Here is a 13,968-nt window from a genome sequence, read left to right as displayed (position 1 = left end):
TGGCAGGATGGTAGTTGTTTAGCGAGCGCTAAGTCAGGGTGCTCCCTCGATCTCGGTCCGGTGCCCGGCGCCACGAAACTCGGGTGCCGGACCGCCCCAGCAATGCACGTCCTCGAAGGGAACGAAGATGACCAAGGCAGTGATCGTCGATGTAGTCCGGATCGCGTCCGGCAAGGGGAAGCCGGGCGGAGCACTGTCCGGGACGCACCCTGTCGAACTGATGGCCCACGTTCTGCGTTCCATCACTTCCCGAAACGGCCTCGACCCCGCCCTGGTGGACGACGTGATCGGCGGTTGCGTCGGCCAGGCCGGTGAGCAGGCGCTCAACATCACCCGCAGCGCGGTCCTCTCGGCAGGGTTCCCCGAGTCGGTACCCGCCACCACGATCGATCGCCAGTGCGGATCAAGTCAGCAAGCTGCGCACTTTGCGGCGCAAGGCGTGATCGCCGGAGCCTACGACATCGTGATCGCGGCGGGCGTCGAATCGATGAGTCGTGTCCCGATGGGCACCACGACGATGGGGAAGGACGCGTCCGGTCCGGGCATCGCGGCTCGGTACCCCGAAGGCCTGGTCAATCAGGGCATCTCCGCGGAGTTGATCACCGCGAAGTGGAAGTTCGACCGCGAGGCTCTCGACGCATTCGCCGCGCAGTCTCACCAGCGGGCAGCGGAGGCAGCGGCGAAGGGACGCTTCGACAAGGAAATCCTGCCGATCTCGGTGACCAACGCCGCCGGTGAGACCGTCTCGCACACCGTCGACGAGACGGTTCGCGCGTCCACCACCGCCGAGGGCCTCGCCGGCTTGAAGCCGTCGTTCTACTCGGAGAAGTACGCGCAGCGCTTCCCCGATGCGCAATGGTCGATCACTCCCGGCAACTCGTCGCCGCTCACCGACGGCGCATCCGCGGCACTGATCATGAGCGAAGAAATGGCGTCGAAGCTGGGGCTGACCCCGCGAGCACGCTTCCACTCCTTCTCCGTCGCGGGCGACGACCCGATCTTCATGCTCACCGCGCCCATCCCGGCCACCCACAAGGTGCTCGCTCGCGCCGGTCTGAGCATCGACGACATCGATACCTACGAGGTCAACGAGGCATTTGCCCCGGTGCCGCTCGCCTGGGCTCACGAGTTCGGCGCCGACCCGGCAAAGCTCAATCCGTGGGGCGGCGCCATTGCCCTCGGACACGCCCTGGGGTCCTCGGGTACTCGTCTGCTGACCACGATGGTCAACCATCTCGAGGCCACCGGCGGACGCTACGGACTGCAGACCATGTGCGAGGGCGCCGGCATGGCCAACGCCACCATCATCGAACGCATCTGAAACACATAACCTTTCGAAAGGGAACTCTCATGATCGTCAACGACAGCGTCGCCGTCGTCACCGGTGGAGCATCCGGCCTCGGCCTGGCCACCACCAAAGCTCTTCTTGCCGACGGCGCCAGCGTCGTCATCATCGACCTTCCGTCGTCGAACGGTGAAGCCATCGCCAAGGAACTCGGTGACCGAGTCCGCTTCGCGGCGGCAGACGTCACCGACGAGGCCGCGGTCACCGCTGCACTCGACGTGGCCGAGTCACTCGGGCCCCTGCGCGTGGCAGTCAACTGCGCGGGAATCGGCAACGCAGTCAAGACGGTCAGCAAGAAGGGCGCCTTCCCGCTCGACGCGTTCAAGAAGGTCGTCGACGTCAACCTGATCGGCACCTTCAACGTCCTTCGTCTTGCTGCGGAACGTATTTCGAAGACCGAACCCATCGACGGCGAACGCGGCGTCATCATCAACACCGCCTCGGTCGCAGCGTACGACGGTCAGATCGGACAGGCTGCGTACTCCGCATCGAAGGGTGGCGTCGTCGGTATGACGCTCCCCATCGCCCGTGACCTCGCGTCGCTGCTGATCCGCGTCAACACCATCGCTCCCGGCCTGTTCAAGACCCCGTTGCTGGCAGGACTGCCTGAAGCCGCCCAGGCATCGCTGGGGCAGCAGGTGCCCCACCCCTCTCGTCTGGGCGATCCCAGCGAGTACGGCGCGCTCGCCGCGCACATCGTCTCCAATCCGATGCTCAACGGTGAGACGATTCGCCTCGACGGTGCAATCCGTATGGCACCGCGGTAATTTCGGCCAATACATGACTGGCGAGGTGGAGTCGGTGAATTCGGTGGCCGTGGACTGGAGGTCCTTCCCGCCGCTGGTGATGACCGACATCCTGACGGCTTCGCTCGAGCTGTTCGACGAGAACGGTTACCACGGCACGACGGTGCGGCAGATCGCCAATCGTGTCGGGGTAACCGTTCCCGCGCTCTACTATCACCACGCGAACAAAGAGGCAGTCCTCGTCGCTCTGTTCGAGATCTCGATGAGTGAGCTGAATACCAGAACCGAAGCGGCAGAGGCGGAAGCCGGCGAAAACCCGGTACGACGCTTCGCCCTGGTGGTGGAGGCGATTGTTCTCTACATGACCCACCGATCGCGGCATGCTGCGTTGGACACCGAGATCCGGCATGTCTCACCGGAAAGTCGAAGCCGATACGCCGCCAGTCGTAAGCGGCTCGAGTTGCTCATGCGCAGGATCGTCGACGACGGTGTGGCATCTGGAGATTTCTCGGTCACCGACACCGAAGAGACTGTCCGGGCCATACTCGGCATGGCCCAGTCCCTACCGCGTTGGTTTCAGACCGGTGGCCCGATGTCACCGTCCCAATTGGCACAGAAGTACGTCGACATCGCATTTCACACGGTCGGGTATCGTCCGTAAAAGTGTCTCGACCTGAACGAAGGTGGGCAACAGGTCGAAAACCTGTTGCCCACCTTCGGTATTCGTACCTCAGAATCCACTCCGGGTCAGAGTCGCGTGACTTCGAGTCCGCCCTCGTGGTAGTCGGCCCTCAAGCGCTTCTTGTCGAACTTGCCGACGCTCGTCTTCGGGACTTCCTGAACCACAGCCCAGTTCTCGGGGAGCTGCCACTTGGCGACCTTGTCCGAAAGGTACTGCTGCAGTTCGGACATCGTGGTCTCGGAACCGGCGCGAAGAACAACCGCGACCAACGGGCGCTCGTCCCACTTCTCGTCCGGCACGCCGATGACGGCAGCTTCGGTGACGTCGGGGTGACCCATCACGGCGTTCTCGAGGTCGACCGATGAGATCCATTCGCCGCCGGACTTGATGATGTCCTTGGAGCGGTCGGACAAGCTCAGGAAGCCGTCGGCCGTGATGGATCCGACGTCGCCGGTCTTGAGCCAGCCGTCGTTGAACTTGTCTTCCGCATCGACGCCGTAGTACGACCCGGTGATCCAGGGTCCGCGCACTTCGAGTTCGCCGACGGAAACACCGTCGTGTGCAACAACTTTACCGTCGTCGTCGATGAGACGTGCCTGGACCGATGCCGGGAAGCGGCCCTGTGAGTAGCGGTACTTCCACATCGCGTCGCCGGTGACACCGGCCGGCGGGCGGGCAACGGATCCGAGCGGGGAGGTTTCGGTCATGCCCCAGGCGTGCAGGACCGAGACGTTGTGATCGGCTTCGAATGCGTGCATGAGGGCCGGCGGTACCGCGGACCCGCCGATCAGAACCTCGCGCATCGAGGAGATGTCCTGCGGGTTCTGCTCGAGGTAGAGGTGCAGCCCCTGCCAGATGGTGGGTACGGCTGCGGCGAACGTCGGCTTCTCGCTGGCGATGATCGCTGCCAACGGGGCAGGCTGGAGGAAGCGGTCGGGCATGATCAGCGAAGCACCGATCATGAATGCGGCGTAGGGGAGTCCCCACGACATGGCGTGGAACTGAGGTACCACGGCGAGTGCACGATCGCCCTGTGCGAGGTTGGGGCCGTCGCTCATGCAGACCTGCATGGAGTGCAGGTAGATCGAACGGTGGGAGTAAACGACGCCCTTGGGGTCGCCCGTGGTACCGGACGTGTAACACATTGCGGCAGCGCTGAGTTCGTCGACCTCTGGCCAGTCGAACTCGGTGGGCTGATCGGCGATCAAGCCCTCGTAGGTGTGAACCTGCACGCCCTCGGGAGCTTCGAGCCCTGCAGTGGAGGAGCCGGTGACGATGATGTGCTTGACGGTCGTCAGTGACGGAAGCTGCGGGGAGAGAAGCGGAATCAGAGACGGATCGACGATGATCACGCGGTCCTCGGCGTGATTGGCGACGTGGATCAACTGCTCCGGGAACAGGCGAATGTTCAGCGTGTGGAGCACGGCGCCCATCGAGGGGATCGCCAGGTACGCCTCGAGGTGCTCGGAGTTGTTCCACATGAACGTGGCGACTCGCTCGTCACCCTCGACCCCGAGTCCGCGCAGTGCGTGTGCGAGCTGTGCGCAGCGCTTGCCGACGTCAGCGTAGGACACACGGCGCGGGCCTGACTCGGTCCACGTGACAACTTCGGAGGCGCCGTGAACGGAGGCGCCGTGGCGCAGAAGTTGAGCAATGGAGAGGGGGGCGTCTTGCATGGTGCTCAGCATGGGCTGCTCCTGTGTGGTGAGTGAGACCGGTGCTTTTGCCCACGGGCCGTCACAAACGATGTGCTGTGGCTGCCAGATTAGTCACAGCTCCGAAGTGCTCGCTAGTGACCCACTGCACTGGCGAAGAACCACGCTATGAGTAGCGCCCCCGGATCGACCACTCCGCGAGCGGCTTCGCCCACATAACTTGCACGTCCGCGGTTCGCGAGCATGGTTTCGGTCGACTCAGCCCCGGCCGCTGCCGCGTCCGCTGCGCTCGCCAGAGCAGTGTCCCGATCCGCTTCTGCGGTCACGGATTGTTCCAACGACTCGACCGCCGGAACTATCGCGTCGACCATCGTCTTGTCGCCGACGCGTGCGCCGCCGAGCGAGGTGATGTTGTCGAGCCCCGCCCGCGCTGCAGCCGCGATCGCACCGAGGTCGAGTTCGGAGTCCGCCGAGTCTGCGGCGACGCGGAAGAAATGCCGGAACCAGATGCCGAACAACGCGCCGGACGTACCACCGGCATGGCCGAGGTACGCCTGTGAGACTGCATCGAATATCGTTGCGGTGGAATATGTGTCACGGATCGCCGAGATGTCGAGCTGATCCAGTGCGGCCACCATGTTGGTTCCGAAATCGCCGTCGCCCGCTCGTCGGTCGAGATCGGTCAGTGCCGGCTCCTGCTCCAGTACCTTTTCGGCCCAGTCCGCAATCCAGCTGCCGACGAAGCTGCTTTCGGCCGTGCGTGAGGTGTCGGGTGTGAATGTGGGACCGAATGATTCGCGCTTGCCGACACCGGTGTACTCACGCGCCATAGCATTCGGCCAGGCGGGCGCTTTTGTTGGTGCGTCCCATAATTCGAGGATTTCTTTGTCTGTGCGAACAAGGGTGATGGACGCCCCGGCCATGTTCAATGCAGTGACGAACGTTCCGATCAATGTCCGCTCGATGTGAATTCCCTGTTCGTCCAGATATTCTCCGAGTTCGGCGAACAGTATTTGCAACTCCAGCGGGTGGGTTGCACCGAGACCGTTGACGACGGCGATGACGCGATCACCTTCGGCGAGACTCAGGGACTTGATGATCGGGTCCGTAAGCCGCTGCACCAATTCCGGTGCGGGCAGGGCGTCCACGCGTTCTGTGCCGCGTTCGCCGTGGATTCCGATACCGAGTTCCATCTGGCCGTCCGGTAGGTCGAAGGACGGCTCGTCAGCCCCCGGCAAAGTACACGGGCGCAGAGCGACGGCCATGCTTCGTGCGGAGTGCGCGACGTGTTGTCCGATCCGGGTCACCTCGGCCAGGTCGTCGCCGCGGGCGGCGGAAGCGCCGCAGACCTTCTCCACCACGATGGTTGCCGCAGTACCGCGTCGCCCCGGGCCGCTGCCGTCCGCGCGTTCCGTCGCGACGTCGTCGTCCACCAGCACGACGTCTGTGTCGATCTTGTCCTCGCGTAGCAACTCTCGCGCGATGCCGAAGTTCATCACGTCGCCGGTGTAGTTCTTCACGATGTGCAGAACGCCGCCGCCCGCATCGGCAGCCTTGGATCCCTCGTGGATCTGAAGTGCATTGGGTGAACTGAAGACCAAACCGGGGCAGACGGCCGTGAGCATTCCTTCGCCGATGAATCCGGCGTGCATGGGTTCGTGACCGGAACCGCCACCGGAGACGAGTGCGACACGTCCGCGGGGAAGTGGTGTCGCGCGAGTGAGGTATCCCGGGTCGGGATTCCACGCGATGTCGTCGGTGGATGCGATCAACCCGCGGAGTGCGTCGGGAACAAATGTCTTTGCGCTGCGCATGAACATCACTTCAGAGTAGGTCTAACGTCGACTTCGGGCACGGATCACGATCGACGAGAGGTGGACGGCGTGAAATTGGGGTTGGTACTTGCCGGTGGCGGCGTAGCAGGAATTGCCTGGGAAACAGGTTTTCTGTTGGGCGTTCAGGAAAAATCTCCGGACGCTGCCGCAGCGTTGCTGACGGCGGACGTGTTGATCGGCACATCAGCAGGCTCCACGGTGAGCGCTCAGATTGCGGGCGGTGCAACACTGCAGGAACTTTTCGACGCTCAAACAGCGGAGGCGACCGGGGAGCTCGACCCGAAGGTCGATGTCGAGATTCTCGGCCAGATGTTCGTCGACGCGATTGCAGGATCGCAGGACCGGGCCGAGCAACTCCGTGCGCTCGGCGAGGCGGCGACGGACGCCGACACCGTCGAACCCGCCGTGCGTCGTGCGGTCATCGAGGCGAGGCTGCGCAATCGCGTGTGGCCCGATCGCGAGTTGCGCATCCCGGCGATCAACACACGGACCGGTGAGTTGAGGGTGTTCGGCAATGCCGACGGCGTAGACCTGGTCGACGCAGTCGGAGCGAGTTGCGCCGTCCCCGGGGTGTGGCCGGTAGTCACGATCGACGGCGAGCGGTACATGGACGGCGGAATGGCAAGTGGCTCGAATGTTCAGTTGGCTGCCGACTGCGATGTGGTCGTGGTTCTTTCACCTGCAGCCGACCCCGCCCCGAATCTTCTGGGCGGCAGTCTACGAGAGGAAATCGATGCGATGGCGCCCAAGCGCGTGCTGCCGATCTTCGCCGACGACGCCGTCGTCGAAGCGATCGGAACCAACTCCCTCTCGCCGACAACCAGACGTCCGGCAGCTGAACTCGGCCGCGAACAGGGCCGTCGAACAGCCGACGAGATCGCCGCGTTTCTGGTGACGGCATGAGCGCCCCACGGATCGCCGTCGTCGTGCGCCCGGAGCAGTCCCCGGAGGATCTGGTTCGGCATGCGAGGTATGCCGACGAAGTGGGTATCGAGGAGGTCTGGCTGTGGGAGGACTGCTTCTTCGGCGGAGGAATTGCCACTGCTGCAACTGTATTGGCTTCAACCGAACGTCTGGGAGTGGCGATCGGTGTGCTGCCGACCCCGATGCGCAACACTGCGATCACGGCGATGGAGGTTTCGGCGCTGGCCAGAGCTCATCCGGATCGACTGCGGGTCGGCTTCGGTCACGGCGTGCAGAGTTGGATGCGGCAGATCGGCGCCAAGGCCGAATCGCCGTTGACCCTCCTCCGGGAGCAGTTCGGAGCAGTCGAGCGGCTACTGCGCGGTGAGTCGGTGACGGTTTCCGGTCGATACGTCAATCTCACGGACGTCGAGCTGGCGTGGCCCCCGGAGAAGGTGCCGCAGTTGCTCGTCGGTGCCACGGGGCCAAAGACTTTGGCGCTCAGTGGCGAGTTGGCTCAGGGCACCGTGCTCTCGGGAGGGACGACCCCGGACGGCGTGCGCCGAGCGATCGCTCACATCGGAACGCAGGATCACGAGGTGGTCGTTTACGTCATCTGTGCGTTTGGTTCTGGCGGTCGTGAGCGCGCCCTTGCCGAAGCCTTGGGGTCCGGGTGCGAGTCGCCGGAGGAAGCGATTGCCGTGGGCACTGCGGCCGACGTTGCGGCAGCAGCGCAGCGATGGGCGGACGCGGGTGCGACCACCGTGGTACTCCAACCGACCGTTGACGAGCCGGACGTCCGAGAGTTCATTCGCCTTGTCGCGCAGGAGGTTCAACCGTTTCTGGCGTAGTTCAGGAGGCTATTCGGGACAGAACGGCGTCGATGTCGGCAGTGCTCACGTCTCGATGTGTCACGAACCGAACCTTCCCGGCAACGGTGACCGCGCCGACGTCGACAGCGGCCAGCTGAGCGACGGTGGCCGACGGATCGGCTGTGGCAGCGAGAACGATGTTGGTGGCGGGTTCGTCGACAGCCCAGCCGCGCTCACGAAGGCCCGACGCGAGGCGCTGCGCATTGTCGTGATCGTCCGACAATCGAGCTTGTGAGCGAAGCGCGACTATGCCGGCCGCGGCCAGCACGCCACCCTGGCGAACGCCGCCGCCGAGCATCTTGCGGATCCTTCGGGCTTCGGTGATCAATTCGGGTGATGCGGCCAGTATCGAGCCGACGGGCGCACCGAGTCCCTTGCTCAGGCACACCTGGACGGTATCGGCGCCGGAAGTCAACTCGGTAGGCGAAACGTCCAGTGCAGCAGCGGCATTCCAGAGACGGGCGCCGTCGAGGTGAACCTTCAAGTCGCGTGATCGCGCCGCGTCGACCAGCGTCGTCCATTCGGTTGGATTCATGACGGCGCCACCGGCGAAGTTGTGCGTGTTTTCCAGGCAGAGCAGCGTGGTGTTCAACGTGAAGTACGGGCCGGGGGAGCCTGCCGCCTTCACGACCGTCTCCGGGCTGGGACGTCCCGGTCCGCCGTCGTGCGGCAGCGCCACCGGCATTCCCTGGGCGAGCCAGGCGGCGGTGCCCAACTCGGAACCCAAGACGTGAGAGTGTTCCGGTGCCAGGAACTGATCGCCGCGGCGAAGGTGCAACATCAGCGCGATCAAGTTGCCCATCGATCCGCTCGGCACCCACAGCGCCGCCGGAAACCCCAGAGTGTGCGCCACTTCTTCCTCGAGCGCCGCCATGGTGGGGTCGTGGTCGAGGACGTCGTCACCGACCTCGGCGTCGGCCATGGCCTTGCGCATTTCCGCATCAGGCTTGGTGACGGTGTCCGAACGTAGGTCGATGTACGACGAAGTCATGGCTCATTCGATCAAGTTGCGCGATCCGGCGTCAAACCGCGATGTTTTCAGGACGACTGTTCCGACCTGATAAATCGATACCGCGAAGGGCATCTCCCGTGTGATGATGGGCGCCGGCATTCGCCGGTGAAGCGAACAAGAAGTGGAAGGGGACAGGCATGCGCGACTGGAAGCAAGCGTTGCACCTGCGCGGGCACTCACCCCGCGGCATTTCCCGTCCCGCATTCGGGGAACAGAGTGGCGCTGGATATATGCCGTTCCCCAGTTATCGCACTTGCTCCTGACCAGTCTTCGTGTCCAGGAGTTCCACTCCTCGACATGAACTGAGACTTCCGATGCGGAACCCGAACCGCGCATCTACCGGCGCTTCTCACAGCTGGATGAACCGACCCGTCCGTGTACTCAACGCCACGTACGAGTACCTCGGTGAAGTGAGCGCCGATCGTGCGGTGGTCCTCATCGCCACCGGTTCCGCGCAGTCCACCGAAGACGTGATTCCGATATTTCCGGTGCGCTCCAAGCACGTCGAGATCCCACTGCCGCGCACAATCCTGCTCGCCGAGTACGTGTATGTCGCCCACCGGGTCACGGTCACCGATTCCAGCAGGGCGACGTTCGCCGGCATCTTCGACCGGGACGGTCGTCAATGTGCGTACTGCGCCGACCGGGCAACGACCATCGACCACGTCCAGCCGCGAAGCCGCAACGGGCCGAACACGTGGGGAAATCTGGTGGCCTGCTGCAATTCCTGCAATCAGCGCAAAGCGGACCGCACACCGGCTGAGGCCGGTATGCGGCTGCTGTGGGAACCGAAGGCACCTCGACGCATCGAGAAGGTGCAGCAGAAGATCTGGCGTGAACTGAGTCGGATGTGACGGTCGAAGGGAGTAAGGAATGAGCACTGACGAAATCTCGAATCTGGCTGAGCTTCTGCCGATCTCGGACGGACGGGTCTGGTGGCAGGCGGAATGCCGAGGTGACCCCGAGCCGGACCGTTGGTTTCCCTTCCCGTCCGAGGGATACGACTACGCGACCGACGTGTGCAACAGATGCCCGATCGTGACTTCGTGTCGTGAATTCGCCTCTGTCACTGGTCAGACCGGAATCTGGGGTGGAGTGAAATTCGAGCAGGGCAGGATCGTCGCGGCGTGAGAGATCAGATTCCGGGCTCCGCGGCGATCGTGCCGGCCGATACCGCCCGACACAGAGCGTCGTGGTCACGTTCGGTCTGATCGGCATAGAGCCGAGCGAACCGGGTGAGGGCGGTATCGACCGCGTCCGAGCTTCCCAGGTAACCGGAAATCAGTGACGCACCACTGGTTCGGGCGTGCCCTTTCGCCAACAGACGACCACAGATCGCGACGTAGTCGGTCAGCGCTGCTGCGTCGATATTGTTCAGGTCCACAGAACCTTTCATGTTCCGGAACTGACGGACGTAGTACTGGCGGTCGTCGACGGTGCACCAACCGAGCAGTGGATCGCTGACCGTCTGGAGAGCCTGCTGGTATTCCGCGACGCGTCGTCCTTGGTGATCGTGCCAGGCGGAGTCGCCGTGCACGAAGGGCGCAACCACGGATCGGCGTGCCTGTTTGAGCTGTAAGAAGATGACGTCGTCCGGGATGCTCCCTTCGCACAGTGCGACATAGGCACGCAGAGCGACGCTTCCGACTCCGACGACCCGGTGCGCGACGTCGATGACGTTGTATCCCGAGACCACTCGGCGCCAGTGCGGTGCAAGGGTTTCGAGATACTCGTCCAGGCCTTCCAGGAGGAAGTCGGTGTCCTGCGGCGTGAGTCGTGTTGTGAGCGGCGGGTTCTCGAGTAGCTGGCGTCGCCCGTGATCCTCGATGGTGAACCGTGGCACTGCGTGATCGCTCGTCCGTCGTCGTGCGCGCTCCGCGGCGCGTCGGATCTCCGCCAGCAATCCGGGATCAGTGACGTGGTCGGTGAGTCCGTCGAGATCGACCCGGTCGAAGGAGCGATCGAACAGTGGACGTTCGGACAGCTTTGCCAGGTGGAGGCGATACGCGGACACACACGAGGTTGTTGCTGTTTCGCATTGAGCTTCGGTGAGACCGTTCTGCCGCCCGGCCACCCAGATACTCGCGGCCAGCCTTCGCAGATCCCATTCCCAGGGGCCGGGATGTGCTTCGTCGAAATCGTTGAGGTCTATGACAAGTTCGCGTTCCGGGGATCCGTAGAACCCGAAGTTTCCGACGTGCGCATCCCCACAGATGACGGGTGTGATGCCGGTGGACGGGAGCTGCGCCATGTCCTCGGCCATCAATCCGGCAGTACCGCGCAGAAATCCGTACGGTGAAGCGACCATGCGTCCCACCCGAATCGGAACCAACCAGTCGAGTCTTCCCTCGTGTGCCGTGTTGACCTGATCGACCGGGTCACGTCGGTCGGGTGGGGGCGTCCAGTCACCGAGCGACGAGCGCGCTACTCGCTTACGCAGACCTTTCCCGATCTTGCGACGCTCACTGCGAGGCGTCTGACGCGCCCGCAGCGTCGCCCTGCTGTCCGGTTCGTTCTCGAGAGCCAACTGACCGGCAGGCCTGCTCAGCGGGTCCATGTCGGGCTCTCTTTCGTCGGGCGTGCGAAACTCGCGCTCGATCTTATGCCCGCCGGATTGTGCGCCGCGCGACGAGTTCCTTAACTACCCGCCTGGGCAATCAACTCGACAGCGCGGTCGGCGCACAGTTCCGGATCCGGCATTCTCCCGATACCGAGGCATTCGACAACGGCGAACGACGCATCCGGTGTGGTTTCCACGCCGAGCGCCCACCCGAAGTAGTGGTTCCAGGCAAGTACGGCTCGGTGGCCACTGTGCTGCGGAATCTCGCTGCCCAGAACGAGTACTGCGTCGAACGCGGGGCCGTCGCACCAGATGACCGATTCGGCGAAGGTGGAGCTGGCGACCGCGACTACGTACCTGTGACAAGTCGATTCATTCGGAATGGCGATGTGTGCACGCATGGTCGCTCCTCCGGCTCGGTTGCGATCGGAGGGTTCCCCGTTGCCGGCGCCGAAAAAACGCTTGGCAGATTACGTCCCGGCCACAGATCTACGACGCAGACGGTGCCTGAGATGTTTTTGTGCTGCCCGCGCCACCGAGCGAGCCGAGAGATACTGCTCGGCCGGTATCAACCGGGAACCGAACAAGTAGAACCTTCGAGCTTCGTCTTTGTCATGGGTGGCCGCGGAGATCAGCAGACGTTCGATCGCGGTGAACTTTCGCCCACCGGCGTACCCGCTCATGTAGTCGATATGGCTCGTCATACTCGCTCTGGCACTGCGGTATTCGGTCAAGGCAGCGTTCACGTTCCGATGTGAGTCGAGTGTGTGCGCCGTCGTCTCCGTCAGCATGTGCGCGGTGGCGTCGACCAGCATCTGTGCGGTCTCGAGTGCCCACGAGCATCCGATGCCCCACAACGGGTCGTTGGTTGCCGCGGCGTCGCCGATGAGTGCGAACCCGTTACCTACCGGTTCCGTGAGAGTTGTGGAGAAGTGCTTGGTACCAACGATCTTCCCGACGATGTGCTCGCGGCGAATCAGTGGAGCGCCGGGTAGTGCGTTGGCGTATTCGAGGAAAGCGGTAGACAGGTCGCCGGTGAACGAGCCGAGCTTGTCGAGGGCGGGGAAGACGACCAGCACGCTGATTCCGCCGTCGTTGGGGAGCAGATAGGCGACGTCGGGATCCATGAACCACGACAGCGAAGATTCTCCGTCGGGTCGTTCGAGTCCGGAGAGTTGGGCGAAGTAGCTGAAACGTCCGTTGGATGCAGTCACGGAGTCGCAACGCGCGGATCGTGCGACGGTCGAATCCTTGCCGTCTGCGCCGACGGTCAATCGTGCTTCCACAGTGAAGGCCGAACCCTGTGCGGTTCCGTAGACGCCTGCAGTAGCGCCGTTCTCGGTCAGCAACCCGGAAACACGATGTCCGAGAAGAAGGTCGACGTTCGGGTAGTCGTTCGCGAGTTGGCGCAGGAGGGGATCGAGCGTTTCCCTTCGGACGTTGAACCCAGGTGGCGACGAGTCGTCTGCGGTGTCAGGGGTGATCCATCCCCATGGGGTCCAGAACTTCGGAACGGTTTCCACCATTCCCAGGGCGAGCAGTTTTTCCGTGGCGCCCAGTCGTTGCAGGATCGGGGCACCGCACGGTTGTAGGTGGTGAGTGCACAGGACCTTGTGCGCCCGGACGTCGGAGCGAGCGTCGAGAAGCGCTATCCGCAGACCTTGTTGCGCGTACATGATTGCGGCCGCGCATCCAGCGATGCTCGCGCCGACAATCACGACGTCATATTTTGCCCGTGCCTTCGAAGTCACGCCGACAAGTTTAATGCATAAGGTTATAACTTAAATATGACCGGATTTAGTCATCGTGTTCGGGCGTTAAGTCCCGAACTGCGGCGCGAATGGACTGTTCACGAAGCTCGTTCTCTCTGCGCAGTTCACGACGCCGACGCCCGGCCTCGAATCGCTGCCTCGCGATTGTTTCGGTCGGCCGGAGTTGGGGGACCTCAGCCGGTTTTCCGTCGCTTCCCATTGCGACCATCGTGAAGTAGCAACTATTGGTGTGTCGAGATTTTCCGAGAAGAATGTCTTCGGTTTCGACGCGTATTCCGATTTCCATCGACGTGCGACCGGTGTAATTGACGGAGGCGCTGAACGTGACGAGTTCTCCGACGTGCACCGGTTCACGGAAGACCACACGATCCACCGACAGGGTCACGACGTACGTCTGGGCGTATCGACTCGCGCACGCATAGGCAACCTGGTCGAGAAATTTCAGAATCGTTCCGCCGTGAACGTTGCCCGAGAAGTTGGACATGTCCGGCGTCATGAGGACGGTCATGGACAGGGTGTGTTTCGACGCTCGCTTCGATGCTTGCGTCGATTCGGGCAGGGAGGTCGATTCAGACATCGAGCGGGC

General features: G+C 63.2%; 14 protein-coding genes. 7 read left to right on the top strand and 7 right to left on the bottom strand.

Annotation, left to right across the window (positions count from 1 at the left end; all coding sequences use genetic code 11):
- Nucleotides 1-127: 127 nt before the first annotated feature.
- Genes ACZ3J7_RS27045 through ACZ3J7_RS27035 form a run of 3 tightly spaced genes read left to right on the top strand, consistent with a single transcriptional unit; the run spans nt 128 to nt 2,752 of the window.
- Nucleotides 128-1,321, top strand: a complete 1,194-nt coding sequence (locus ACZ3J7_RS27045; protein WP_298781767.1) for a thiolase family protein — start codon at nt 128-130, stop codon at nt 1,319-1,321.
- Nucleotides 1,322-1,350: 29 nt separating this feature from the next.
- On the top strand, nt 1,351-2,112 hold the full coding sequence (locus ACZ3J7_RS27040; protein WP_095972334.1) for a 3-hydroxyacyl-CoA dehydrogenase: 762 nt from the start codon (nt 1,351-1,353) through the stop codon (nt 2,110-2,112).
- A gap of 13 nt (nt 2,113-2,125) precedes the next feature.
- Complete coding sequence (locus ACZ3J7_RS27035) at nt 2,126-2,752, top strand: TetR/AcrR family transcriptional regulator (RefSeq protein ID WP_298781771.1); 627 nt, start codon at nt 2,126-2,128, stop codon at nt 2,750-2,752.
- 86 nt (nt 2,753-2,838) lie between these two features.
- Here ACZ3J7_RS27035 and ACZ3J7_RS27030 read toward each other — a convergent pair whose 3' ends face one another.
- The gene (locus ACZ3J7_RS27030) at nt 2,839-4,461 is read right to left on the bottom strand and encodes a long-chain fatty acid--CoA ligase (protein ID WP_095972336.1); all 1,623 of its coding nucleotides are present in this window, start codon (nt 4,459-4,461) and stop codon (nt 2,839-2,841) included.
- 101 nt (nt 4,462-4,562) lie between these two features.
- Complete coding sequence (dhaL, locus tag ACZ3J7_RS27025; RefSeq protein ID WP_298781775.1) at nt 4,563-6,248, bottom strand: dihydroxyacetone kinase subunit DhaL; 1,686 nt, start codon at nt 6,246-6,248, stop codon at nt 4,563-4,565.
- A gap of 54 nt (nt 6,249-6,302) precedes the next feature.
- On the opposite strand from dhaL, the gene ACZ3J7_RS27020 reads away from it, so the two are divergent.
- Nucleotides 6,303-7,166 (top strand): patatin-like phospholipase family protein, encoded by an 864-nt coding sequence (locus tag ACZ3J7_RS27020; RefSeq protein WP_298781778.1) that lies wholly within the window; start codon nt 6,303-6,305, stop codon nt 7,164-7,166.
- Complete coding sequence (locus ACZ3J7_RS27015; protein ID WP_200313184.1) at nt 7,163-8,017, top strand: LLM class flavin-dependent oxidoreductase; 855 nt, start codon at nt 7,163-7,165, stop codon at nt 8,015-8,017. Before ACZ3J7_RS27020 ends, ACZ3J7_RS27015 begins: the two co-directional genes overlap by 4 nt.
- Nucleotide 8,018: 1 nt before the next feature.
- Here the strand turns inward: ACZ3J7_RS27015 and ACZ3J7_RS27010 are convergent, their stop codons facing one another.
- The gene (locus ACZ3J7_RS27010; RefSeq protein WP_095972340.1) at nt 8,019-9,029 is read right to left on the bottom strand and encodes a threonine aldolase family protein; all 1,011 of its coding nucleotides are present in this window, start codon (nt 9,027-9,029) and stop codon (nt 8,019-8,021) included.
- A 380-nt stretch (nt 9,030-9,409) separates the two neighbouring features.
- Here ACZ3J7_RS27010 and ACZ3J7_RS27005 point away from each other — a divergent pair, with 380 nt between their 5' ends.
- Both ACZ3J7_RS27005 and ACZ3J7_RS27000 read left to right on the top strand, forming a co-directional pair.
- Nucleotides 9,410-9,904: an HNH endonuclease gene (locus ACZ3J7_RS27005; protein ID WP_366054718.1), complete on the top strand. Its 495-nt coding sequence runs from the start codon at nt 9,410-9,412 to the stop codon at nt 9,902-9,904.
- Nucleotides 9,905-9,923: 19 nt separating this feature from the next.
- On the top strand, nt 9,924-10,181 hold the full coding sequence (locus ACZ3J7_RS27000; protein WP_298781791.1) for a WhiB family transcriptional regulator: 258 nt from the start codon (nt 9,924-9,926) through the stop codon (nt 10,179-10,181).
- 4 nt (nt 10,182-10,185) lie between these two features.
- Here ACZ3J7_RS27000 and ACZ3J7_RS26995 read toward each other — a convergent pair whose 3' ends face one another.
- The 4 genes from ACZ3J7_RS26995 to ACZ3J7_RS26980 all read right to left on the bottom strand — a co-directional run bounded on the left by ACZ3J7_RS26995 (nt 10,186) and on the right by ACZ3J7_RS26980 (nt 13,959).
- Complete coding sequence (locus ACZ3J7_RS26995; protein ID WP_298781794.1) at nt 10,186-11,607, bottom strand: DUF2252 domain-containing protein; 1,422 nt, start codon at nt 11,605-11,607, stop codon at nt 10,186-10,188.
- 80 nt (nt 11,608-11,687) lie between these two features.
- Nucleotides 11,688-12,011, bottom strand: coding sequence for a DUF6292 family protein (locus ACZ3J7_RS26990; RefSeq protein ID WP_095972344.1), 324 nt, complete (start codon nt 12,009-12,011; stop codon nt 11,688-11,690).
- A gap of 69 nt (nt 12,012-12,080) precedes the next feature.
- Nucleotides 12,081-13,361 (bottom strand): NAD(P)/FAD-dependent oxidoreductase, encoded by a 1,281-nt coding sequence (locus ACZ3J7_RS26985; RefSeq protein WP_298781798.1) that lies wholly within the window; start codon nt 13,359-13,361, stop codon nt 12,081-12,083.
- Between the two features lie 46 nt (nt 13,362-13,407).
- Nucleotides 13,408-13,959, bottom strand: coding sequence for an acyl-CoA thioesterase (locus tag ACZ3J7_RS26980; protein ID WP_095972346.1), 552 nt, complete (start codon nt 13,957-13,959; stop codon nt 13,408-13,410).
- Nucleotides 13,960-13,968: the final 9 nt, after the last annotated feature.

The sequence above is a fragment of the Kitasatospora sp. NPDC015121 genome, assembly GCF_055562955.1.
This window is presented reverse-complemented; position numbering and strand designations above follow the sequence as displayed.